Genomic DNA, 22,526 nt, shown 5'->3' on the forward strand with positions numbered 1-22,526 from the left:
ACATAAAAAGAAAGCCTGTATTAGCACAATACAGGCTTGGTTAACTAACACTAAGTTATTTACTGTGAGTCGGCATACCAGTCGGCAATTTGCTGGCGTTCTGCTTCTGTCATCCCTGTTTTATTTAAAAATGGCATGTCTTTAGTAACGGCTACACGGCGATAGATTTGTGGGCCATAACGCTCGATATCCTGCCAGTTATCAAATTTCACGCCCAGTGGGGCAACTTTAAAAACATCATCGGTGGGAGCTGATGCATGACAACCCACGCAATGAGTATGGATCAGCGATTCTACATTCGCCTGTAAGGGCGTTTTGTCTACACTGGATGGGGCTTTTGAAAGGCTTGTCGCTGGTGCAGAAGTGGAAGCCGCTTGTGGCCACGATACCCAAACCGCTAACGCCAACATGCCAATAGCACCGCTTATCAGGATGGATGGTTTTTTCACATCTTGATGTTTCAAATTGAAAAAGTGTCTAATCCAAGCCGACAACGCCATGATAGCAATAAGCACCAGCCAATTTTGCGGATGTTGATACGTCATGGGGTAATGGTTACTGATCATAATGAACAGCAAAGGTAGGGTTAGGTAATTATTATGTACTGAGCGCAGCTTGGCGCTAGCGCCCCAGGCTGGGTCGATATCCTGTTTCGCTGCCACCGCAGCCACCATTTTACGTTGGTTAGGCATGATGTTTAAAAATACGTTGGCCACCATAATCGTGCCAACCAATGCGCCAACGTGAATATAGGCACCTCGGCCACTAAACAAGTGGGCGGTTAGCCATGCGGCACTGCACAATAAGATGATAAGAAATAACGCAAAGGCTTTAGGGGATTTAGCCAAAGGGCTTCTGCATGCCCCTTCATACAAGGCAAGGCCACCGAAGATAATACCCAACCCGGAAAGGATAGCTTGAGTTGGCGACATCGCATTGACACTCGGATCAATTAAATACGCAGACGCGCCTAAATAATACACCACAATTAGCAAGGCAAAGCCGCTAAGCCACGTGGTGTAGGCTTCCCATTTAAACCAGTGCAAAGTGGTGGGCATGGTTTCAGGACCATAGGCATACTTTGCCACTTCGTAAAAGCCACCGCCGTGGATGGCCCACAGGTCGCCTTTAATGCCTTTTTTCTGTTTCCATTCTGGTGGCGTGCGTAAGCTATTATCCAACCAGATAAAATAGAAGGACGCACCAATCCAAGCTACGCCTGCAATAACGTGAAACCAACGTAAAAATAGCGAGAGCCAGTCAAGTCCCTGCATGTGTTACTTCTCCTGTTGTTGGAACTGGGGAGAGCCTGCTATCCAGGTCTCACGAATACTTCTGTCGTCACTTAGCATCGACAAAGCAAAAAGGGTTTCTTCTTTACTGTCTTTATTGTGTAAACGGTGGCTGGTTAACTCATCAAATGCCGGGTCTACAATAATAAAATCAGCATGGCTACCAGGGTTTAAATTACCAATGCTATGGCTTAACTGATGGGCCAGTGCGGCGCCTTGAGTCATTAGATATAGCCCTTGTAAAGGGGACAGTCGGGTATGCTGAAGTTGACATACCTTGTAGGCTTCGCCGTAGGTTCTAAACATATTGAAGGTGGTACCTGCGCCCACATCAGTGGCCAGGGTAACCGGCACTTCGTATTTTCTGGCGGTGTCTAACGGAAACAAACCACTGCCTAAAAACAAATTAGAAGTAGGGCAAAAAGCAATGGTGGCTCCGGCCTCTGCCATACGCGCCCATTCTTTGTCTGACAAGTGCACGCAATGACCAAATACACCACGAGGCCGCACCAATCCATAATGATCGTAAACATCTAAGTAGCCATCGCGTTCGGGAAATAAACGCTTAACCCACGCAATTTCTTGCTGGTTTTCTGATAAATGGGTTTGTATAAATACGTCGGGGTAGGCCGCTGCTAGTTCGCCTAAGCCCTGTAATTGTTCACGACTGCTGGTGGGCGCAAATCTAGGGGTAATGGCATAGCAGTTACGACCTTTATTATGCCATTTTTTTATTAGGGCTAAACTGTCGTCAACTGCTTGGGTAGGGGTGTCTTTTAACGGGTCAGGGCTATTCACGTCCATGCACACCTTGCCAGTTACCATGGCCATATCCATGGATGACGCTGCGTTAAATAGGGCATCCACAGAATTAGCATGTACCGTAGGGTAGACTAAACCCGTGGTGGTGCCGTTTTTTAATAGCTGGCGAATAAACACCTCAGCCATGGCCGTGGCGTAATTAGGATCTGAAAACTTCCGCTCCGTTGGGAAGGTGTAGTTTTCTAGCCAAGTCAGTAACTGTTCACCATAACAGGCAAGCATTTCTGTTTGTGGAAAATGCAGGTGGCTATCAATGAGCCCGGGCATGATCCAGTGGTTGCGATGATCAATCACTGTGGCATGGGCATGGGCATAGGCAGGTTGAATGTCTGCGTATTCTCCAATAGCAACAATATGTTTGTCTTCAACAACTAACGCACCGTCATGGATATAGACAACGTCTTCATCGGGGTTATCTGTTGCGTGGGGAAAATGCAAAATTTTGCCCCGAAAAAGTTGGCTTGCTTTACTCACTAACTACCCCGATAACTACTAAAGCCGAAGGGAGAAATAAGCAGGGGCACATGATAATGACCGCCATTTTCTTCCATAGTAAAGTGAATGTCGACGAAGGGATAAAAGCTCTCACCGTGCTTTTCTAGCAAATAGGCTTCGCAGTGAAAACGCAAATGGTAAGCGCCGGGTAAAAACTCAAGCTCTCCCCATGTTTTGCAGCGGCCATCGTCATCGGTTATCCCTTTATGCATACTGCCGTCGGGCAATGTAAGAGATAGCGGAAGTTTTTTTGCTGGCTTACCTAATGTGGTATCTAACACATGACTGGAAAGTGTGATCATTCTATTTCCTTAATCCTCGAGTGCTTTTTCGATGCGCAAGCAGGTAATTTTAATTTGCTCTGCAGCCGCATTCGCGATTTCTTGCGCTGTAGTATTGTCAATGCGCCCTTGTAATGCCGATAGCATCGCTTCGGCTGATAGTCCTGTCGCGCATATAATAAAAATGAAACCATGTTTATCTAAGTAAGCCTGATTGGCCGCTTTGAGGGCAAGCAGGGTGGCTTCATCGGCACTGGCGGTGCCTGACTGTTCGTTTGCCGCAATGGTTCGCGTATTGGCAAACTTGCTACGTAAGGTGTCAATGTCACCAATCATAGGGTGGGCGGCAAAGGCGGCCAAAAAGTCCGCTTTTTCCATGCTAAGCCAAACTTTTTTGGCGGCGGATATGACCGCCGCTGAACTTTCAAAAGGGCGTAGCGCGGTCATGGAGGACGTCCATGTTTGCGCTGCACATGTTTGCGTAAACCAGGCATTTGCCTCGTCTTTAGCCAGTTCGTTAAGGGTGCTTAATTTCATACTGTCACCTCCTTACTTTTGTTTTGTGCATTCTTGGTGGGAGAGGCAGCGTGAATACGCTGAATAATCTGGGCGCTAATCGATACCGCCACTTCCATGGGCAACTTACCTGGAATACTCAATTCGCCCACAGGCGAGACAAAGCTGTTTAATTGATTTTCAGTAAAGCCGCGATGCTGCAATTTGGTCATGAAACGTTTGGCTTTCGTGTCAGAGCCAATCATGCCCACGTAAGGAAATGTTGCTCGTTTCAATGCGGCCTCAACAATGCGGTAATCTAATTGATGATCGTGGGTTAGCACCAAAATCATGCTGTTGTCAGCCAGTTCCAGTAACTCACCTTCGGGTTGTTCATCATGTAAGGTCGTAACATGAGAAGGTACGTTAACCCCTGCAAATGCTTCTGAGCGGCTATCAATCCATTTTATTTGTAAAGGAAGCTGGGCCAGTATAGGTATTAACGCTTGAGCCACATGACCGGCACCAAAGATCGCCACGGTTTGGCAATGCAGTACCTTAACCTCAAACAGTAATTTTACGGCGCCGCCACAACATTGACCTAACCGGCTGGCCAGAGGATAAGATTCCACATGTTGATGTTCTTTACCTTGCACCAGAAACTCTCGCGCTTTGTGCACGGCTTCGAATTCAAGATGGCCGCCACCGATGGTGTCGAACTGACTATCGCCAGTAATCACCATTTTCGCTCCCAATTCCCGAGGCGTAGAACCGGCGGCCGACAAAACGGTAACCAAGGTATAAGCATAGCCACGTTGGTGACAAAAGCTAACCGCATCAAACCAAGTATTTGGCGTCATGATAAACCGGCCTCGTTGCCAGCGGCCCCGTTGGCGTGCTCTACGGCTTGTAAAATACGTTCCGCAGTAGCAGGAGTTTGAAGAGGTGGGTCGATGGAATAATCGGTGATACTGCTAATGGCATCTTTTAGCGCACACCACACGGAAATGGCCAACATAAAGGGCGGCTCACCCACGGCTTTGGAATGATAGATACTGTCTTGGGGGTTAGGCCGACTATATAAATCTACATTCATGATCTCCGGGGTATCACCAATAGCCGGAATTTTATAGGTCGCCATATTGTTTGATGTGAGTTTTCCGCTGTCATCCCATTTCAGTTCTTCGGTGGTAAGCCAACCCATGCCTTGAATAAACCCGCCTTCAATTTGCCCTTTATCTAAAGCTGGGTTCAAACTTGCCCCCACATCGTGAAGAATATCCACTCGGGTAACGCGGTTTTCACCGGTAAGTGTATCGATGAGTACTTCTGTGGCGGCGGCCCCATAAGCAAAATAGAAAAACGGGCGGCCGGTGCCGTTTTCTCGGTCATAAAAGATTTTCGGTGTACGGTAATAGCCTGTGGATGATAACGATATACGCGCCATATAGGCCGCCTGCACTAAGGCAGCAAAATCAATCTGGTGTTCACCAATAAACAATCCGTTGTCTTTAAAAACGGCGTCATCGGCGGCAATGCCTAATTCATCGGCCCAAAATGATACTAGTCGTTCTTTAAGGGTAATACAGGCATTTTGTACTGCTTTACCGTTTAGATCTGTACCTGAAGACGCTGCCGTGGGAGAGGTATTGGGCACTTTGTCAGTACGAGTGGCGGTGACTTCGATATGGTCCATATCAATACCGAACTCATGGGCAGCAATTTGAGCAATTTTAGTATGTAACCCTTGCCCCATTTCTGTTCCGCCGTGGTTCACCTGAATAGTGCCATCGGTGTATATGTGAACAAGTGCGCCAGCCTGATTCAAATGTTTAGCGGTAAAGGATATGCCAAATTTAACCGGCGTTAATGCCAACCCTTTTTTGATGATAGGGCTGTTGCGGTTAAACTCGGTGATCGCTTCTCGACGTTGCCAGTATTCACTGGTTTGTTCCAACTGCCCGATCATTTCAGGCAGAACATTATCTTCTACGGTCATGCCGTAAGGGGTAGTAGAGCCAGTTTGTTCACCGTATAAATTGCGCTTACGAATGGTTAGGGGATCTTCCCCTAACTGGCGTGCGATGCCATCCATTATGGCTTCGGCCACAATCATGCCCTGTGGCCCGCCAAAACCGCGATAAGCAGTATGGGAGACAAAGGACGTTTTTAAACGATGTCCGACAACATGACTGTTTCCTAAGTAATAACCGTTGTCTACGTGGAACATGGCCCGATCTACAATGGCATCAGAAAGGTCGGCGCTGTAGCCACAATTGCCGTTCACCTCGATATCGGCGCCTTCAATGCAGCCTTGGTGGTCAAAGCCTACGTGCCATTGATTTTCGAAGGGGTGGCGTTTACCGGTTACCATCATATCTTGCTGGCGGGGCAGTCGGCATTTTACAGCGCGGCCATTGCGAGATGCAAAAACGGCGGCAATACATGCCCATTGGGCCGCTTGGCTTTCTTTACCGCCAAAACCGCCTCCCATTCTGCGCATATCCACAACAACGCGATGTAGTTTTATACCTAGCACTTCTGCCACCAGTTTTTGCACCTCACTAGGGTGTTGACTAGACGTATATATTTTCATCCGATCTTCTTCATCGGGTATGGCCAGGGAAACTTGACCTTCCAGGTACATATGCTCCTGGCCACCTATGCTTAGGCTGCCTTCTAGCTGATGAGAGGATTGCTTTACTGTGTGTATTGCATCGGCGTTACCAAAGGTATGGGTAGGGCGTACAAAGGATTTTTGTGCGAGGGCTTGTTCTACCGACAAGGTAGGCGCTGTCTCGTTAACAACGATTGTTGCTTTGGTGGTTGCTCTGCGCGCTTGGTCGACGGTTTCTGCCAACACCGCGAACACAGGCTGATTATGAAACAGTAACGTTTTGTCCGCTAAAATGGGGTCGCCGTCAAACACGGGCGCTATATCTGTATGGCCGGGAATATCCTCGATGGTGATGACATCTAAAACCCCTTCAGACATCCGTACGGCATCTAGATCCAAAGTGACAATAGTGCCAGTGGTATGAGCGCAGGTGCCAATAGCTGCATAGGCGATGTTGCCCGGTTCAGGCATATCATCCACATAGCGGGCTTCACCACACACTTGTCGAATGGCACTTTCGTGATTGCGGCCCTTACCGAGTGGGCTGTTTACCGAAGATGTAGGCTGTGTATTAATTAATTTACGCATGGGATACCACTCGAGTGGGGATCAGGTTGTCTGTTTGATGCTCCAGCCAGAAGCGGTGCCATAAATTGGCCAATACCTGTTTGCGGTATGCCGCAGAGGCGCGAACATCGTCAATGGGGCTGAATGCGTTGGCAAGTATTTGTTTACCTGTGGCTAGGCAGGTGGGATCTGACCAGGTGAGTCCCACCAACGCCTGCTCGAGTTCAGGACAGCAAACTGGGGTGGCAGCCACTCCGCCAAAGCCGCTGGTTAATTTAGTCACAACGTGGTTTTCAATGGTCAATGAAAACACGGCGCACACCGCGGAAATATCGTCTTCTTGGCGTTTTGATATCTTATAAGCGGCCACACGTTGATTTGGCTGTTTTTTCGGAATAATCACCCGCCTAATCCATTCATTTTTCGCCATTACGGTTTGGCGATAGCCGGTAAAGAAATCCCGAGCAGCCACTGTTCGGCATTCCTCCCCATTGTCTAATACCAGGCTAGCTTCTAAGGCCAACATAACTGGCGGTGTATCGCCGATAGGAGAGGCATTCGCAATGTTCCCGCCCAGCGTCGCCTGATTTCTAATGGGCAACGAGGCAAAGCGAGTAAACAATTCCTGTAATTGTGGGTATACCTCAGTGACTGCACAGGCCACGTCGTTTAGCGCTGCCATTGCACCAATTTCAAGGGTATGTTCGGTAATTTCTATTTGTTTAAGTTCAGCCATTTGAGACAAACTAATAAGGGTGTCAAATTGCTGTTGTCCTTGGGTAATATCCAGTGCCAAGTCGGTACTGCCAGCCACTAACTTGGCTAAAGGATGTGAGGCCATGGCGTCGGCAAGTTGTTGGCGATTTGTCGGCATGATTAAAGCCTGCGCATCTTTATCGGCGCAGCTAGATCCTAACTTCAATAAGGCGCTAATTGTTTGCTCTTTTTGGGCGTCAAATTGATCAGGCTGGCGCTGAGCGCAGGCGGATAGTGCTGCATCAATAATGGGGCGGTAACCTGTACAGCGGCAAAGGTTGCCAGATAATGCATGGATAGCTTCTTCTCGATCTACCTCTACCGACGAGTGGTATAGCGCGAAGGCAGACATAATGAAACCCGGTGTGCAAAAACCACACTGAGAACCGTGGTTATCGACCATGGCCTGCTGTACCGGATGAAGAGACTTGGCGTTACCTAAGTTCTCTACGGTTATTAATTGTTTGCCATGCAATGAAGACATCAGGGCAATACAACTGTTGATGGTACGATATTGCAGTTCATCCCCCGTCGGGGTTGGTGCGGCGACTACCACGGTACAGGCACCACAGTCACCGGCTGCGCAGCCTTCCTTGGTACCACATTGACTTTGTTGTTCCCGTAGGTACCGCAAAACCGTAAGGTTAGGGTCGTTTACCTGTAATTCCACAGGTTCATCATTTAAGAGAAAGCGGACCATGCCGGGCTCCATGTATTAATAAAGTCGTTTAGACGCGTTACTATATCTGTATTCATCACTAAAAAGTAGACCACTTGGTCAGATTTTTGTGTTAAAAAAAGGCCAGCTAGTGCGGCGCGTTTCATTTTGGTGCAAAATCGAATATGGTTTGCCTCAAACTGGGGAGTTGTAAAGCAACACAGCACCCAAAATGGGTGTTTTTTCCGATTTTTTATAATTACATTGTCATCATTGAATTTTCTGCAAGATTTGTGCGCATTGGCGTGCAAGGCTGAATTGAGAGAAAAAATAAAAATTTTTTAGGATTTTTACAACTATGGCACTATGACTGAATAGTCAGGTTTGACAAATTTTAGAAGGAATCAAATGGCGTCATGACCCAAACATCAAAAGTGGATGCCAGTGTAGGGGCTCGTAATCGAGCCATTATTCTGGCTGCGGCCGAAAAGGCTTTCGCCTATCAGGGATTTCGGGGTACGTCTGTGCAGCAGGTGGCTGATTTAGCTGGTCTGCCTAAAACCAACGTATTGTATTATTTTAAGACCAAGCAAGACCTATACATTGCAGTATTAAGCCAAACACTCAGTTTGTGGAATTCTCGTTTTGATATGGCAACCGAACACGACGATCCGGCAGAAACCTTAGCCGCTTATATTGCTGAAAAAATGGAATTATCTCGCACCCATCCTATGGCGTCGAAAATTTTTGCCATGGAGATAATCAACGGTGCACCCAACCTCGATAACTATTTTAACGATGCGCATAATAAATGGATGGAAGGCCGGGTTGCGATTATTAACACTTGGATTGAACAAAACAAAATGCGCCCCATCGATCCGCATTTTTTGCTTTATAACATTTGGGCAAGTACCCAGCACTATGCGGATTTTTCAACTCAGATAACCCGCTTGCGGGGCAGCAAAATGAAAAAGGCCGATTTTGCTGAAGCGACAAATCATCTTGTCACTATTACGTTAACCGGTTGCGGACTTGATGTCCCTGAAAAATATAAGATAGACAGTTTATGAAAAACAATAACAGCAATTACCCTAGGGATCTCATTGGGTATGGTCGTACGCCACCAAGCCCCAATTGGCCGGGGAATGCACGTGTCGCTTTACAATTTGTAATTAATTACGAAGAGGGCGGCGAAAATTGTGTGTTGCACGGCGATACACATTCAGAAATGTTTCTTTCTGAAATCGTGGGCGCCCAACCCTACCCAGATCGCCACTTGAGTATGGAATCTATCTACGAATACGGTAGCCGTGCGGGCTTTTGGCGTCTGCACCGCTTATTCACAGAAAAGAAGATCCCGGTTACTGTATTTGGCGTTACCATGGCAATGGAAAGAAACCCGGATGCGGTGAAAGCCATGCTTGATGCAAAGTGGGAAATTGCGAGTCACGCTTTACGTTGGATCCATTATCAGGACATGGATATAGACACAGAACGTGCTCAGATAGAACAAGCCATTGCCAAACATGAGGCGCTAACAGGTAAAAAGCCAGCCGGTTGGTATACCGGGCGCACCAGCCCTAATACGTTAAAATTGATCGCCGAGCGGGATGATATTTTGTATTGCGCTGATTCTTACGCCGACGATTTACCTTATTATGATACACAAAACGGTAACCCTTTGTTGATGGTACCTTATACCCTAGATACCAATGATATGCGCTTTGCCACGCCCCAAGGGTTTAATAGTGGAGAGCAGTTTTATCAGTATTTGAAAGATGGGTTTGATGTGCTGTATGAAGAAGGGGCAACCCAGCCTAAAATGTTATCAATAGGGCTGCACTGTCGCTTAATTGGGCGTCCTGCTCGTATTGCAGCGTTAAAACGCTTTATCGAATATGTACAAAGTTTTGATAAAGTTTGGCTGGCAACGAGGGAAGACATTGCGTTGCATTGGCAGGCAAACTTCCCGTATCAGGAGTAACGCCTTCCCGGATATCCGTTCAGACAGATAAAAAAGCCCCCATTGTGGTAATCACAATGGGGGTTTTTATTATTTGAGGTTAAAGATATAGCGAAGTAAAAAGACCAGTGCTAACACATAGGTGAGTTTGCTAACTTGTTTGTAGCGGCCACTACCAGCCATGGTGACCACATACGTGATAAAGCCAAGGGCAATACCTTCACTGATGCTAAAGGTTAGCGGCATCGCTAACAAGGCTACTGAGGCGGTAGCCAGCGCCCCTAAATCATCAAAATCCAGTTGCCGTATAGAATCCATCATCAAAATACCCACCATGATGAGAGCCGGTGTGGTGGCCATCAAAGGGATCACCTTCATTAATGGTGTGAGAAATAGGGCAAACAAAAAGCATAGGGCAGTGACAATGGCAGTAAGCCCAGTGCGACCGCCGGCGGACACACCTGCGGCAGATTCCACATAACTGGTAACCGGAGACGTACCGAGTGCTGCACCCACCACACTTGCCGATGCGTCAGCGGTCATGGCACTACCTATTTTAGGTAATCGCCCTTCGTCATTTAATAGGTTTGCACGGCGGGAAACACCAATAAGGGTGCCGATGGTATCAAACATATTAACGAACATAAGTGCGAAAATGAGGTCCCATGTTTGAGAGAAATGTTCGATGGGATACCAGATATCCATGGCAAAAAAGGTATCTGAAATAGGATCGGGTAGGCCAAAAACTGAATCGGGATGTTGCGTAAGAAATCCATTTTCAATGGGAATAAAGGCCCCAATTATTGAAAGAACAATAATGGATAAAAGAATGCCGCCGGTGATGTTCCGCATAACCACCACAATGGTTAGCAATATTCCGGCAAAGGCTAATAATACAGCGGGATCGGATAAATCACCCAAACTTACGAAGGTGGCGGGGTTATCCACCACTAACCCTGCATTTTTAAGGCCGATAAAAGCAATGAATAAACCAATACCACACTGTACCCCTACTTTTAACGAGGGCGGTACAGATTCAGCTATTTTAGTCCTAACACCGGTTAAGGTGAGTAACAAAAACAACACGCCATTCCAAAACACAATACCTAATGCCGCATCCCATGGCACTTCACGACCCATACAAATGGTAAATGTGAAAAAAGCATTTAAGCCCATGCCTGGTGCTAAGGCTACCGGATAATTGGTCATTATCGCCATCAAAAGGCTACCTAAGCATGCTGCTAAGGCGGTAACAGTAATAAGACCGGCTACGGGCATACCACTTAACCCGAGAATGCCTGGGTTAACCACTAGAATATAGGACATTGCTGCGAAGGTGGTCATTCCCGCGATGATTTCAGATTTCACCGAGGTTCCGTTTGCTTGCAACTTAAACAAACGATCTAATAGCGCATATGACATGAGTTCTCTCTGGATGAATAGTTCATATTGTCGTACCTAAAGCAATAACCTGACCATGTAGTCAACAATGGTGTGATTTATGCTTTTAATTCAGCTTGATACAAAATTAGGTGTATTATGGTTATTGATTTAAAAAGAGATTTTCCAATGACGGAAGAGAAAGTGTCTCTAATTACATAAACTTATGCAATGAATTCATGACAAATCAGCAGTGCAAAGACGCTGTAAGAGGCAAGGGGAATTGCGTAAAATGCACTATTTTAGTTAGCTTGTATTAAGCTGGTGCAAAAAAGCCTTACCAATAATAAAATAGTTTGGTGTTTGGTTACTTATAGGCCAACACCGACAAAGGAGTAAAATTATGGCGCTGACAACGCTAATAAAAGCGCTACCAAAAGCAGAGTTACATCTGCACATAGAAGGTACTTTATCACCCACACTTATGTGGGAGCTGGCGCAAAAACACGGTATTCAATTACCTTTTCAGTCGGTGGCTGAAATTGAAACGGCTTATCAGTTTTCTGATCTACAGAGCTTTTTAGATCTCTATTACGCGGGGGCCGATGTTCTCAGGGAAGAAGACGACTTTTATCAACTGATGAAAGCCTACTTGCTGCGCTGTAAAGAAAACAACATTGTGCATACCGAGATCATGTTTGATCCCCAAACCCATACTCACCGGGGAGTGGCATTTGACGTCTTTATGACAGGTTTTTTGCGTGCAATCACTGAGGCAAAAACTGACTGGGGGGTAAGCGTACGTTTAATTATGTCGTTTCTTCGCCATCTCAGTGAGGCCGATGCTATTCAGACTTTGCAGGATGCCGAGCCCTGGTATGACATTATCGATGCGGTAGGTTTAGACAGTTCAGAATTAGGAAACCCGCCAGAGAAATTTGAACGGGTATTTAGTCAGGCTCGTGCTATTGGTTTTAAAGTGGTGGCCCATGCTGGTGAAGAGGGTCCGCCTGATTATATTTGGCAGGCCATTAACCTGTTAGGTATTGATCGTATTGATCACGGCGTGCGTTGTGCCGAAGACAAAGAGCTTATGGCGTTAATTAAGCATCGGCAAATTCCACTTACCGTTTGCCCCTTAAGTAACCTCAAGTTGAAAGTCATAGAGGATATGGCGGCCCATAATATCCTTGATTTATTGGAAGATGGCTTGTTGGTGACGGTAAATTCTGATGATCCAACTTATTTTGGCGGCTTTTTAAACGAAAATTTTATGGCTTTAGAAACGGCCCTAGGTATGACTGAGCAGCAGTGTCGACAATTAGTAAAAAACAGTTTTAAAGCTAGCTTTTTGCCTGACGGTGACAAACAAAAATGGCTGGCTCAGGTGGATGAAATTTAACGTGTAGCGAAAAGGTGTCCGGTACAACAGTACCGGACGAATTTCGTGTGTTATTTTGGCGGTGTGGCCTCGTATTGATCCCAGTGGGCTAAAAGTTCTTCTATTACTGTGCTTCCTACCAAATAGGCAGCTTCCAAAGACGGCACCATACCGGCGTAACCGGCTCCCGAACTTTCCGCTTTGAGGTTTTCGGCAGCGGTAAGTCCTGCAGGCTGCATGGTAAAGTTGCTGGCAGTTCGCAATACCATAAATCTATCTTTATCGGCTTTTCCGGCACGATCTAAATAAATCATCGATTGATAACTCCCCGTATCTTCCATGCCTGAAGTGACAAAGTTTCCTTTCCCGTGGGTCCAGTAAGATACCCAGTGGTTGGCCCAGTCATTCAACATTTTGCCATGCCAGAAGGTGGATGCGGCTAAATGGTCGCCCATCATTACAGTGGGGGCGGCTTGTGCTTTCGGGTAGTCGGTGTATTTTGCCCGTAACGCCGCCATGGCATCGGTGTCCATTAACTTGAGAGATTTAGTCTGTTGGTAGGCCCATTCGCTAAGACCAGTATTCAATGTGTACATTTCGCCATTTAACGCTTTTGGCGCTTCATCGGTTTTTTGGGTTTTAGGTTCATGGGCGAAAAGGGGGAAGTAGCCCGTGGGCCAAGATTCGGGAATTTCACGGGCATCTATTTGATGCGCAAGATCGCCGTCCACCAAATAACGGGCCCAAACTGCGGAGCCCACCGTTCCGTCATTGGGATCCATACCTGCAATACCGGCCACCAACCAGTACGCTTGGGTTAAATCGAAGCGAGGATCTAAGCCTAAAGCCATAATGGCTGAGGAGGATTTAGCGGTTCCCATACCGGTTACGATGGCCAATACACCTTTTTCTTTATTGGCATAAATATCATGAAAAGACTGAGGAAAGGGGTATCGGGTATCGAGGCCGTAGCGTTCTTTCCACATTTGAAACTCACCGGCTTTGTCCCCTTCATCTTCACCAATTTCAAACATGGTAACGATAACCGCTTTGACTTTTAACGGTGCATCCTTGGCCATTGCACTGACGCTGCCTAACAGCAAGAAAAGCGGCGCAAGTAGCCATACACTTTTTTTCACATTTTTCTCCTTAGAAATAAAAAAACGGCATGCTGATGCATGCCGTAGACGTATCATTTCAACTTAAAATTTATAATCAAATTTTACGTTGAAGTGACGGGGTAGTTCTGGCAAAACAATCTGGCTTCCAAACAAGTCAGAGAAGTTAGCTCTAAAATAGCGTTCGTCAGTAAGGTTCTTCACTGTCATGTTAACGCTCCAATCTTCGGCCTGATAAGAAAGACCCGCGTTTATTAAGGTGTATGACGGTAGGGTCACCGAGCCTGAGAAGCTGGAGAAGGTTGAATCTACGTCAATCACACTAATGCTTGAAGCATAACCGTTTTGGAAATCGTAGGTGGCGGTGAAGGTATAAATGTTCTCAGGTATACCGGCTTTTTTCCCTTCAGGGTTAGATGTACCGGGCCCTACCAAATTCAAACCAATGACGTTACCACCTAACACCAAGGATTTGTCTTCCAAGTTGACCATATCTTCAAGACCAAAGAAGCCAAATTGGGAGCCATCATTCAAAGAGGTAACATTAATTGTTTTGTTATAAGAATAGCCTGCGGTAAGTACTAAACTTTGGTTTACCGCCCAGCGTAGCTCAAATTCGGTACCGCTATTATCAGTAACACCATTGGTCACCGTGTTTTGTGCACTGTAAGTGGTTCTGTCCGACTCGTAATGGGCGAGCGCGAAGTAGAGGCTTTCATCGAGGAATGAGCCCTTAATACCAAATTCTAGCAAGTTAGAGTCATCAAAAGCGGTGGCATCACTGGCGTTTAACGTACTTACTGGGATTTCAGCACCTTGCCCTGCTATAACTGTAGCTTGGCGAGAACGTGTGACATAGGGAATAAGTCCCCATGGGGTTTTATAAGAGAAACTGGCGTTCCACGACCATCCGCCAACCCGTTCGCTGTCGGTAATCGGAGCTTCAGTACCATCAGCACCTAATAAAAGATCGGCACGGGATGTACTTTCAATGTCGATGGTATCGTAACGGGCACCAAGGACTAAATTAATACCGTTTTCCCAGGTAAGATCGGTCATGACCGCTAGGCCTAGATCCAAATAATTACCTTCATCATAGTTGTCAAAGTTATAGCCTATTTGTGTGGATAACTGACGCTTGTCCAATGCTGATGATGGCATGGTGAGGTCACGACGGTTAAAGTACTCGTAGGTAAAATCGTCGCCGTGTAAAAAGTCAGTGTAACGAATAGACGGAGAAATCTGGATTTGGGCAAATAACGAATCGATATCCATTTCGGTGGCAAATACCAGTTTGTCCTCTACTACCCAGCTATCATGAAACTGAGAAAATCCGTAGGCATTTTCATTGATGTTATCGTACCCATCGTAAAATAACTGGTTTTTAATCTCCCAGTTTTCTGTGTAGTAAATCACATCGAAGTATAGGGTATTGGCTTCGTTCTCTAGGCGGTCTTCCGGTGCTACCAGCGTTTGTGAACCACTTAATGTGGTCGTACCCACATTTTCAAGGGCCATAAGCGGAGTGGCTTCGGCGTCAGTAAATGCCGCAGCAGGTACATAAAAGTTAAACTCACTTTGACCACCAAGGTCTACCGCGCCATATTCATCGTGGGAGATTAAGCCGTCGCCATCGGTATCGAGAGGTTGCGCCGTACCTGTAATGTAGGTGCCGTTATCCACCAACTCTTGGGTCAAGCGGTTCCAACCGGCCACCTGATTACCATCGTACTTGTGGTACATACCACCAAATTCAATGCGCAGGTTGTCAGAGATATCAATATTAAATGAGGCTTGTAAGATAGATTGATCAGTGGCGGAATTTTCATAATAGCTGCCTGAGTTTTCCACCTCGCCGTAAATATAGTACCCCATTTCTTTACCCGCAACAGTGGCAGGTCCACCTACTTCAGCGGTAAGTACGCTTTTATCCCAAGAGCCGTGGGTATAGGATAATGCGCCAGTTGGCTCATCAAGATACTGGCCCGAGGAAGCTCTAGCAGATTTTGGGTTAAAGTTGAGGTAACCCCCAATTTTAGACGGCCCGTAAATTGGAGATGCTGGACCCCGTACAATATCGATACGACTAGAAGCACCAATAGGCGTGGGGTAGTTACCCGGGTTATCCAACCGCTTGACACCACGGAAATAGGTTTCTCCAGGGTTGCCTCGAATATCAAGAGAGCCCGCCACACCAAAGAATGACTGGGTAAATGTACCCGGTGCAAACGCCACCAGTTCGTCAATATCTGAGACGTTAAATCGCGACATTTGTTCGTCACTGATCGTTGAGGCAGATCGAGGTGTTTCGAGAATCGACTTCCCGAAACCAAACACAGCTTCAACATCTTGACCTGGAAGACTACCCAGTGAACCTGTAACTTCGATTTTTTCTATTTCTTCTTCACTTGGTGAATCAGCTTCCTGGGCCAAGACAGCCGCAGGTGCAAACACCAGGCCAAAGGTAATGGCTCTGGCTAGCGGTGAAACCGCAAATCGTGTGTGTTTCATGTTTGTCCTCTGTTTTAATTATTTGCCTCTTTGGGCGGGCGTTTTTGTGCATTCCTAGGTGGAATAGCACAATCAGTGCCAGAAAGTTGTCCGTTTGGTCAGGCTTTTACAGAGTTGTAAGTTGCTGTATTTAATATTTAATTTTTCTAAACCAGTATTGTTAACAAAATGGTAAAGATTGCGTAAAGTTTTTTATATAAATGGCGCACCTAATTGGTGCGCATTGGAATGGCCATTGCACCGTTGTTTCTTTTTTGAACGACGGTGGGTTACGAATTGGTGTTGGAAGCGGGCAAGGCTGTGGCAGGGGTCGGGGCCTCCGTTGGCGGGGTGGGTAAAATAATATCTAGCAATACGGCGGTAACACCGGCCATGGTTACCGGGGAGGCGAAAATGTTAGCCAGCCACGGGGGCATCTGAGACAAAATGTCAGGTACCATCATCACCCCCATGCTCATGCCAAAGGAGGACGCGGCAATTAAGCTAGTACGGCGATCCAAAGGCTGATGGGTTAAAATCTTTAACCCTCCTACCGCTACCATCGCGAACATGACCAATGTGGCGCCCCCTAATACGGCTTTAGGAACGGCTTGTAAAAGCCCTCCCACCAAGGGAAATACCCCTAAAAAAATATAAAAAATACCAATGAATATACCGACTCGCCTGCTGGCAATACCGGTTAGTTGTATTACCCCGTTATTTTGGCCAAATGTGGTATTCGGAAAGGTATTAAACAGTGCTGCGATAACCGAGTTAACCCCATCTCCGAGAATACCGCCTTTTATACGTTTCAGGTAAACCGGACCGGTGATGGGTTCTTTGCAAAATAAGCTGTTGGCGGTGAGATCGCCGGCAGTTTCGATGGCGCTAAAGCAGTAAATAAGCGCCACGGGAATAAACAAGGCTAAATCAAAATCAAGACCGAAGGCGAGGGGAGAAGGCAGCGAAAATACCGGTAAATTGGCAAGATGAGAGAAAGTAATCCCACTGGTTAACCCGACATACGCGGTGCCTAATGCCATGCCTATAAAAATCGCACTTAATCTCAACCAGTAATTGCTTGAGGCATTAAGTAAGATGATTACCAGTAATACCGATAATCCTAACCCCACATGATCTAGGCTACCAAAATCTGACGCGCCAAATCCGCCGGCCAGATCCGTCATGCCAACCTCTATCAGCGACAAACCAATAGCGGTAATAACAATTCCGGTGGTCACGGGATTAAGTAGATGTTTTATTTTGTCGATAAACAAACTTAAGATGATCTCAACCACGGCCCCTGCCATGGATAGCCCGAGTAACATAGCCATGACATCGGCGTCTGTGCCCCCTTTTGAGCGTACACTTGTACCGGCTAAAATCAGGGCGCTAACAAAGGCAAAACTGGTGCCTTGGATAGCCACAAGCCCACTGCCCACCGGACCAATTTTCTTAGTTTGTATAAAGGTGCCAAGACCGGAAACGAATAAAGCCATACTGACCAAAAAAGGAATTTGAGCGGTAAGATCAAGGGCCCCTGCAATAATTAGGGTGGGCGTAACTACACCCACAAAGCTAGCTAGTACGTGTTGAAAGGCCGCCGTGGTACTTTTTAAAAAGCTGGGAGTGTCATTGAGTCCGTAAAGGAGTTCGGTTTTTTCAGACATCAGTTTCTCGTCTTGTTTTTACCACATAAATGGGCATCAAACCGGCAAATAAATTGATGCAATGTGGGCATTGGGCCTGCAAAGTCAGTGTTGGGCGCATTGGCTTCAAACTTATCTAATTGGGCGCTAAGTTGGGTGAGTTGTTGTTGCTTTTGTTGCGGAGGAAGAAAACTATAAGCAATCGCATTTTCAGCCAGCAACCGAAGTTCTTGCCATGACAGGTTAAACTGGGTAACGGCAACGTAAAATTCATCTGTTAAGGTAGAGTCCCACATCCCCCGATCATCAGTAGATAAAGCCACTGGGATCCCTAAGCGCAAGTATTCTCCAAAAGGATGTTGCTGATAAGAATCCACGTATTCCAACAGCAAATTAGAAATAAGGTTAATTTCGATAAGGTAAGGGCCATGACGCATAAGCAAAAGGGTGTCAGGATCGGTAATGGTATTTATGCCATGTCCAATTCTATCGGCACCTAGCAGCAGTGTATTGCGCACATGTTCATTGGGTTCATCTACTTCGCCGGCATGTATAGCAAGAGAAATCTTAGGGTAAGCATGACGAAGTTCCCTAAGCACAGATAAAAACCGCAGTGGATGACCTTTATCGTTATCCTCTCGACCGACAAAATTGATACCTACATAAATATCCCGATTGGCATCCACAAATTGATAAATTTGTCTTAACGTCTCTTCAGCATTAGGTAAAAAGCGCAAAATAGCGTACTGAAATTTTACAGTTACACCGGTGTCTTTTCCTTCTTGACTATTAACGGCCTGTCGCAAAATATTCAGAGCGTCATCTGCACTAAAGGCGGTGCCGTCAGGTTTAAGCATATGATGAACATTCACTTGGGTTTCTAAGTAGGACACATGTTCTTCGGCGTAAGCTTGCATGTTCTTAATCAACAACTGACCTGTTAAATAAGGATTGCGAGTTAGCTCGTTTAACCGCTGCCAATGTTGTTCAAAAAATACGGTGCGGCCTTCGCCGTCTTTGTCTAAACGTAAACTATTAAGAAAACTGTTTTTTTGCGATGGAGAGAGGTCTGACAGGGGGACATATCCGGCTTGTTCGCATGCTGGCAGCGCCTTAAAAGTAGAGGCTTGAATGGTTCTAAACAATAAAAAAGGGGCTTTAGGACTGTAAGGGTCGGTTTCAAGGCCATCACACAAGGTTAGTTTGGTGCGAGTGTAATACGTGTAGCCGCCATTGATTTTTGTATCCGTTGCCAACGCCCACCACCATTCGCTGAATGCAGATCCAGTTAGGTGATGGTGTAGATCGCCACCTTTAGGTAAAGCATGGAGAAAATTATATAAGGCTTGGGGTGAAGCGGTTTGCTTAAAGGTACGAAACCAGCCTGCCATGTCCGATGCTGAACTAATCGAAGAAAACGTTAAAAGTAGTAGTGTTATTAGGGTGCGTAAATACAAATTGGCTTCACTGATATTGAGAACAAGAATACCAAAGTTAAAGCAAAATCATGACCACTTAGTCAATGTGTTGAAATAAATCTAACTTACTGAATTGAATATAATTGTTTAGCTTGGGGTGAGGGAGGCTTAGTGCAGGTCGACGGGGCATAGAATATGCTGCACTTTTATGGTGACCTTGCCCAGTAATGGTGAGTTGCCGCCGTAGAAAAGGATGGATAATCTTGAAGTATCTACGGCAGCAATGTTAGGGCAGTTTGTAACGATGTCAGCTTAGCTGAATGTCACGTGATCCGGCAGTGTGACAAATATCGAGTGTCTAACTTCGTTGTACATTGCGCGACTGCAATGTCCTTCGCCTTCAGTGTCTTCAAGTAACAAAACATCACCGGCACCGAACACGTGGCGTTCTTTGGTTGAAACGGTAAATTCAGCACGACCTTTTAAAATAAAGAGCAATTGTCGTGCAGGGGCAGGGTGCCATTTGAAATCATAGTCCGCTGGGGTTTCTCTAAATATCACCGTGCCGGCGTCGAACCGTTCGGATAGCAAACCTATAGGGCCGCCGTCACTAAGTGGGATGTCCACTTCGCCAAAGTGACTTTTTCCTTCGTCATCGTGATAGATCCGTTTTATTTTCACTGTTACCTCCGCGGTTATGTTGCGAGATGTTTTATGGTGGCGTGCAAGGATGCTAAAGCCACAGCCACATCTTCTGTTTTAATTGCTTCTGCAGGGTGATGGCTGATGCCACGGTCACAGCGTAAAAACATCATTGCCACCGGGCACAATACGGCCATGGCCATGGCATCGTGGCCGGCACCTGATGGAAGCGTATAAGCGGGAATACCGCATTCATTGATGGCGGTTTTCAGCATGCTTTGTAACCGATGATCACATTGCACCGCTGGCGCTTCATGGGTTTGTTCTATATTCAGTGAGACATTCCTACGCGCCGCTATCTGTGTGAAACGATGCATGATTTGTTCCATAGCGGCATCTCGTTGAACATCATTTTCACTGCGTATATCCAGTGAAAAGCGAGTTAGCCCTGAAATAACGTTCACCCCATTAGGTTTGTTTTCAATTTTGCCCACCGTGGCGACCACATTGTGTTCTTGTGCCATCTGCTCTACCGCAAGGATCATTTCACTGCTGGTGGCGAGAGCGTCTTGGCGCATGGTCATAGGGACAGTGCCAGCATGGCCTGCCATTCCTGTAACCGTTATTTCGAAACGACGGGCGCCGGCAATGGCACTAACCACACCCACAGGCACCCGTTCTCGCTCTAACACTGGGCCCTGTTCTATGTGAAGTTCAAGATAACCCAGTACACGGCTATCAGTGATGGCTGCTTTATCCACTTTTTCGTAGGACAAACCGAACTGCTGCATGGCGTCGGGTAAGCTCATGCCATTTTCGTCTTTCATCTTGGCCCATGCATCGGGCCATTGTCCGGTCAGGGCTTTACTGCCTAATAAAGTGGAACCAAAACGGGTGCCTTCTTCATCGCCAAAGCCGACAATATCTAAATGAAAGGGTAAGGGCGTGCGAGTCCCCTTTAATACATGAATTAATGATATAGGCGCAACAACACCTAACATGCCGTCGTATTTACCGCCGTTAGGTACCGTATCGAGGTGGCTTCCCATAATGAAACGAGGGGCATCGGGATCGAGACATTCATAGCGACCCCAAAGGTTACCCGCTTCATCTTGCCAGGTGATCATACCTGCATCACCCATCCAACCGGCCACTAAACGATTCGCTTGTTTATGTTCGGTAGTGAGGTAACGGCGATCCAAGTAATCCGGGTGCTGGCTAATATTGCCGAGTTCTTCAAGCCTTGCCATAACCAGTTGAGCAAGGGTATTGAAATCAATCATGAGTGTGCCCTGCATACACATCCATGGCCGCGTCTACGGCCTCGCCCTGAGGTAATGACATACCTGCTCGGCGCAATGCGGTTTCTAAAGACTGCAGCGTATGGAGTACGGCATCCTGTCTGGCGTTATAGCCCATGGTACCGATACGCCAAATACGCCCTTTTAGGGGGCCGAAACTGGTGCCTATTTCAATATTGAACTGGTTCAACAGGCTTTGTCGTATGGCTTCGCCATCAACCTCATTAGGAATTTCCACGCCCACCACATTTGTCATTTTGTGATTTATATCGCCAAAAGGTGTTAATGACATGGCTTGTATACCTGCCAACATCGCATTACCCGCTAATTGATGGCGCTGAATAACCTGTTGCTGCCCTTCTTCTAGTAACGTAATGGCACACTCTCTGGCACAAAACAGCATAGAAGCGGCTTCGGTGTGGTGGTTTAGTCGTTCTTCTCCCCAGTAATCCATGATCATGGGTAAGTCGAAATAATTGGAACGGATCCGGCTTCCAGCAGCATCTTCGTGATGGGCGTCACGAATACCCGCTTCAACATGATGACGACGACGTACCCGTTCAACGTATTTTTCGCTGAGGGTAACAGGGGCACTACCACTTGGTCCGCCAAGGCATTTTTGTAAGCCAACGGAAACCGCATCTAGCCCCCATTTATCTGTTTCAAACGGGTTGCCGCCAATAGAAGCCGTGGCATCGGAATAAAACAACACATCGTGGCGTTGACATATTTCGCCCAAATCTTCCAGCGGTTGTAGCATGGTGGTAGAGGTATCGCCTTGCACGATAGCTAGCAACTTAGGGCGGACGTCTTTAATTGCCGCTTCGATTTGCTCGGGTTTGAATACTTCCCCCCATGGTACCTCTATGGTGTGTACTGCTGCGCCTGCCCGTTCAGCAATTTCTGCTAGCAGATGACCAAAGCGCCCAAATACCGGAACTAAAACTTTATCTCCGGGCTCTATGCAAGAGACCAGTACGGCTTCGATACCCGCCCGAGAGGTACCATCGATAAGAAGAGTTTGTTTGTTCTGAGTATTAAATACCTTGCGATAAAGGGCCATGACTTCGTTCATATAATCGGTCATCACCGGATCATACTGACCGACCAATTGTGTCGACATGGACTGGAGTACACGTGGATAGCAGTTTATTGGGCCAGGGCCCATCAAAAGGCGAGGAGGAAGGGTCAAAGGTTTCAT

General features: G+C 46.6%; 18 protein-coding genes. 3 read left to right on the plus strand and 15 right to left on the minus strand.

Annotation, left to right across the window (positions count from 1 at the left end):
• Nucleotides 1-59 precede the first annotated feature (59 nt).
• The 7 genes from KO501_RS11880 to xdhA are packed head-to-tail and all read right to left on the minus strand — an operon-like array spanning nt 60 to nt 8,025.
• On the minus strand, nt 60-1,274 hold the full coding sequence (locus KO501_RS11880) for a urate hydroxylase PuuD (protein WP_216029888.1): 1,215 nt from the start codon (nt 1,272-1,274) through the stop codon (nt 60-62).
• Nucleotides 1,275-1,277: 3 nt separating this feature from the next.
• Nucleotides 1,278-2,588 (minus strand): guanine deaminase, encoded by a 1,311-nt coding sequence (gene guaD, locus KO501_RS11885; RefSeq protein ID WP_216029889.1) that lies wholly within the window; start codon nt 2,586-2,588, stop codon nt 1,278-1,280.
• On the minus strand, nt 2,588-2,911 hold the full coding sequence (gene uraH, locus KO501_RS11890; RefSeq protein ID WP_216029890.1) for a hydroxyisourate hydrolase: 324 nt from the start codon (nt 2,909-2,911) through the stop codon (nt 2,588-2,590). Before uraH ends, guaD begins: the two co-directional genes overlap by 1 nt.
• A gap of 9 nt (nt 2,912-2,920) precedes the next feature.
• Complete coding sequence (gene uraD, locus KO501_RS11895) at nt 2,921-3,427, minus strand: 2-oxo-4-hydroxy-4-carboxy-5-ureidoimidazoline decarboxylase (RefSeq protein WP_216029891.1); 507 nt, start codon at nt 3,425-3,427, stop codon at nt 2,921-2,923.
• Nucleotides 3,424-4,245 (minus strand): xanthine dehydrogenase accessory protein XdhC, encoded by an 822-nt coding sequence (gene xdhC, locus KO501_RS11900; RefSeq protein ID WP_216029892.1) that lies wholly within the window; start codon nt 4,243-4,245, stop codon nt 3,424-3,426. Before xdhC ends, uraD begins: the two co-directional genes overlap by 4 nt.
• Entirely contained in the window at nt 4,242-6,590 is a 2,349-nt protein-coding gene (gene xdhB / locus KO501_RS11905; protein ID WP_216029893.1) for a xanthine dehydrogenase molybdopterin binding subunit, read from the minus strand. The genes xdhC and xdhB overlap by 4 nt, the downstream gene beginning before the upstream one ends.
• Complete coding sequence (xdhA, locus tag KO501_RS11910; protein ID WP_216029894.1) at nt 6,583-8,025, minus strand: xanthine dehydrogenase small subunit; 1,443 nt, start codon at nt 8,023-8,025, stop codon at nt 6,583-6,585. Before xdhA ends, xdhB begins: the two co-directional genes overlap by 8 nt.
• A gap of 374 nt (nt 8,026-8,399) precedes the next feature.
• On the opposite strand from xdhA, the gene KO501_RS11915 reads away from it, so the two are divergent.
• Both KO501_RS11915 and puuE read left to right on the plus strand, forming a co-directional pair.
• A complete protein-coding gene (locus tag KO501_RS11915) occupies nt 8,400-9,053 on the plus strand; it encodes a TetR family transcriptional regulator C-terminal domain-containing protein (protein WP_216029895.1) in 654 nt (217 codons plus the stop codon).
• Nucleotides 9,050-9,967, plus strand: a complete 918-nt coding sequence (puuE, locus tag KO501_RS11920) for an allantoinase PuuE (RefSeq protein WP_216029896.1) — start codon at nt 9,050-9,052, stop codon at nt 9,965-9,967. Before KO501_RS11915 ends, puuE begins: the two co-directional genes overlap by 4 nt.
• Before the next feature lie 69 nt (nt 9,968-10,036).
• Here the strand turns inward: puuE and KO501_RS11925 are convergent, their stop codons facing one another.
• Nucleotides 10,037-11,368, minus strand: a complete 1,332-nt coding sequence (locus KO501_RS11925; protein WP_216029897.1) for an NCS2 family permease — start codon at nt 11,366-11,368, stop codon at nt 10,037-10,039.
• 361 nt (nt 11,369-11,729) lie between these two features.
• Between KO501_RS11925 and KO501_RS11930 the strand changes: the two genes are divergently transcribed.
• A complete protein-coding gene (locus KO501_RS11930) occupies nt 11,730-12,728 on the plus strand; it encodes an adenosine deaminase (RefSeq protein ID WP_216029898.1) in 999 nt (332 codons plus the stop codon).
• Between the two features lie 50 nt (nt 12,729-12,778).
• On the opposite strand, the gene KO501_RS11935 is transcribed toward KO501_RS11930, so the two are convergent.
• From KO501_RS11935 to KO501_RS11965, 7 genes are all read right to left on the minus strand, one after another.
• Nucleotides 12,779-13,846 (minus strand): purine nucleoside permease, encoded by a 1,068-nt coding sequence (locus tag KO501_RS11935; protein ID WP_354667829.1) that lies wholly within the window; start codon nt 13,844-13,846, stop codon nt 12,779-12,781.
• 63 nt (nt 13,847-13,909) lie between these two features.
• The gene (locus KO501_RS11940) at nt 13,910-16,336 is read right to left on the minus strand and encodes a TonB-dependent receptor (RefSeq protein ID WP_216029900.1); all 2,427 of its coding nucleotides are present in this window, start codon (nt 16,334-16,336) and stop codon (nt 13,910-13,912) included.
• Between the two features lie 269 nt (nt 16,337-16,605).
• Nucleotides 16,606-17,985, minus strand: coding sequence for a nucleobase:cation symporter-2 family protein (locus KO501_RS11945; RefSeq protein WP_216029901.1), 1,380 nt, complete (start codon nt 17,983-17,985; stop codon nt 16,606-16,608).
• Nucleotides 17,985-19,355: an adenosine deaminase gene (locus tag KO501_RS11950; RefSeq protein ID WP_216029902.1), complete on the minus strand. Its 1,371-nt coding sequence runs from the start codon at nt 19,353-19,355 to the stop codon at nt 17,985-17,987. The genes KO501_RS11945 and KO501_RS11950 overlap by 1 nt, the downstream gene beginning before the upstream one ends.
• Nucleotides 19,356-19,694: 339 nt before the next feature.
• Nucleotides 19,695-20,063 carry a hypothetical protein gene (locus KO501_RS11955; RefSeq protein WP_216029903.1) on the minus strand — a complete coding sequence of 123 codons (369 nt, stop codon included), beginning with the start codon at nt 20,061-20,063 and terminating at the stop codon, nt 19,695-19,697.
• 14 nt (nt 20,064-20,077) lie between these two features.
• Nucleotides 20,078-21,307, minus strand: coding sequence for an allantoate amidohydrolase (locus tag KO501_RS11960; RefSeq protein WP_216029904.1), 1,230 nt, complete (start codon nt 21,305-21,307; stop codon nt 20,078-20,080).
• Nucleotides 21,300-22,526, minus strand: a complete 1,227-nt coding sequence (locus KO501_RS11965) for an alanine--glyoxylate aminotransferase family protein (RefSeq protein WP_216029905.1) — start codon at nt 22,524-22,526, stop codon at nt 21,300-21,302. The genes KO501_RS11960 and KO501_RS11965 overlap by 8 nt, the downstream gene beginning before the upstream one ends.

The sequence above is a fragment of the Alteromonas sp. C1M14 genome (assembly GCF_018860965.1).
Classification (GTDB): Bacteria; Pseudomonadota; Gammaproteobacteria; order Enterobacterales; family Alteromonadaceae; genus Alteromonas.

Coding starts and splice junctions, on each gene's coding strand:
- KO501_RS11880 (WP_216029888.1), bottom strand. CDS start 1,274: ATGCAGGGACTTGACTGGCTCTCGCTATTTTTACGTTGGTTTCACGTT.
- uraH (WP_216029890.1), bottom strand. CDS start 2,911: ATGATCACACTTTCCAGTCATGTGTTAGATACCACATTAGGTAAGCCA.
- uraD (WP_216029891.1), bottom strand. CDS start 3,427: ATGAAATTAAGCACCCTTAACGAACTGGCTAAAGACGAGGCAAATGCC.
- xdhC (WP_216029892.1), bottom strand. CDS start 4,245: ATGACGCCAAATACTTGGTTTGATGCGGTTAGCTTTTGTCACCAACGT.
- xdhB (WP_216029893.1), bottom strand. CDS start 6,590: ATGCGTAAATTAATTAATACACAGCCTACATCTTCGGTAAACAGCCCA.
- xdhA (WP_216029894.1), bottom strand. CDS start 8,025: ATGGTCCGCTTTCTCTTAAATGATGAACCTGTGGAATTACAGGTAAAC.
- KO501_RS11915 (WP_216029895.1), top strand. CDS start 8,400: ATGACCCAAACATCAAAAGTGGATGCCAGTGTAGGGGCTCGTAATCGA.
- puuE (WP_216029896.1), top strand. CDS start 9,050: ATGAAAAACAATAACAGCAATTACCCTAGGGATCTCATTGGGTATGGT.
- KO501_RS11925 (WP_216029897.1), bottom strand. CDS start 11,368: ATGTCATATGCGCTATTAGATCGTTTGTTTAAGTTGCAAGCAAACGGA.
- KO501_RS11930 (WP_216029898.1), top strand. CDS start 11,730: ATGGCGCTGACAACGCTAATAAAAGCGCTACCAAAAGCAGAGTTACAT.
- KO501_RS11940 (WP_216029900.1), bottom strand. CDS start 16,336: ATGAAACACACACGATTTGCGGTTTCACCGCTAGCCAGAGCCATTACC.
- KO501_RS11945 (WP_216029901.1), bottom strand. CDS start 17,985: ATGTCTGAAAAAACCGAACTCCTTTACGGACTCAATGACACTCCCAGC.
- KO501_RS11950 (WP_216029902.1), bottom strand. CDS start 19,355: ATGGCAGGCTGGTTTCGTACCTTTAAGCAAACCGCTTCACCCCAAGCC.
- KO501_RS11960 (WP_216029904.1), bottom strand. CDS start 21,307: ATGATTGATTTCAATACCCTTGCTCAACTGGTTATGGCAAGGCTTGAA.
- KO501_RS11965 (WP_216029905.1), bottom strand. CDS start 22,526: ATGAAACCTTTGACCCTTCCTCCTCGCCTTTTGATGGGCCCTGGCCCA.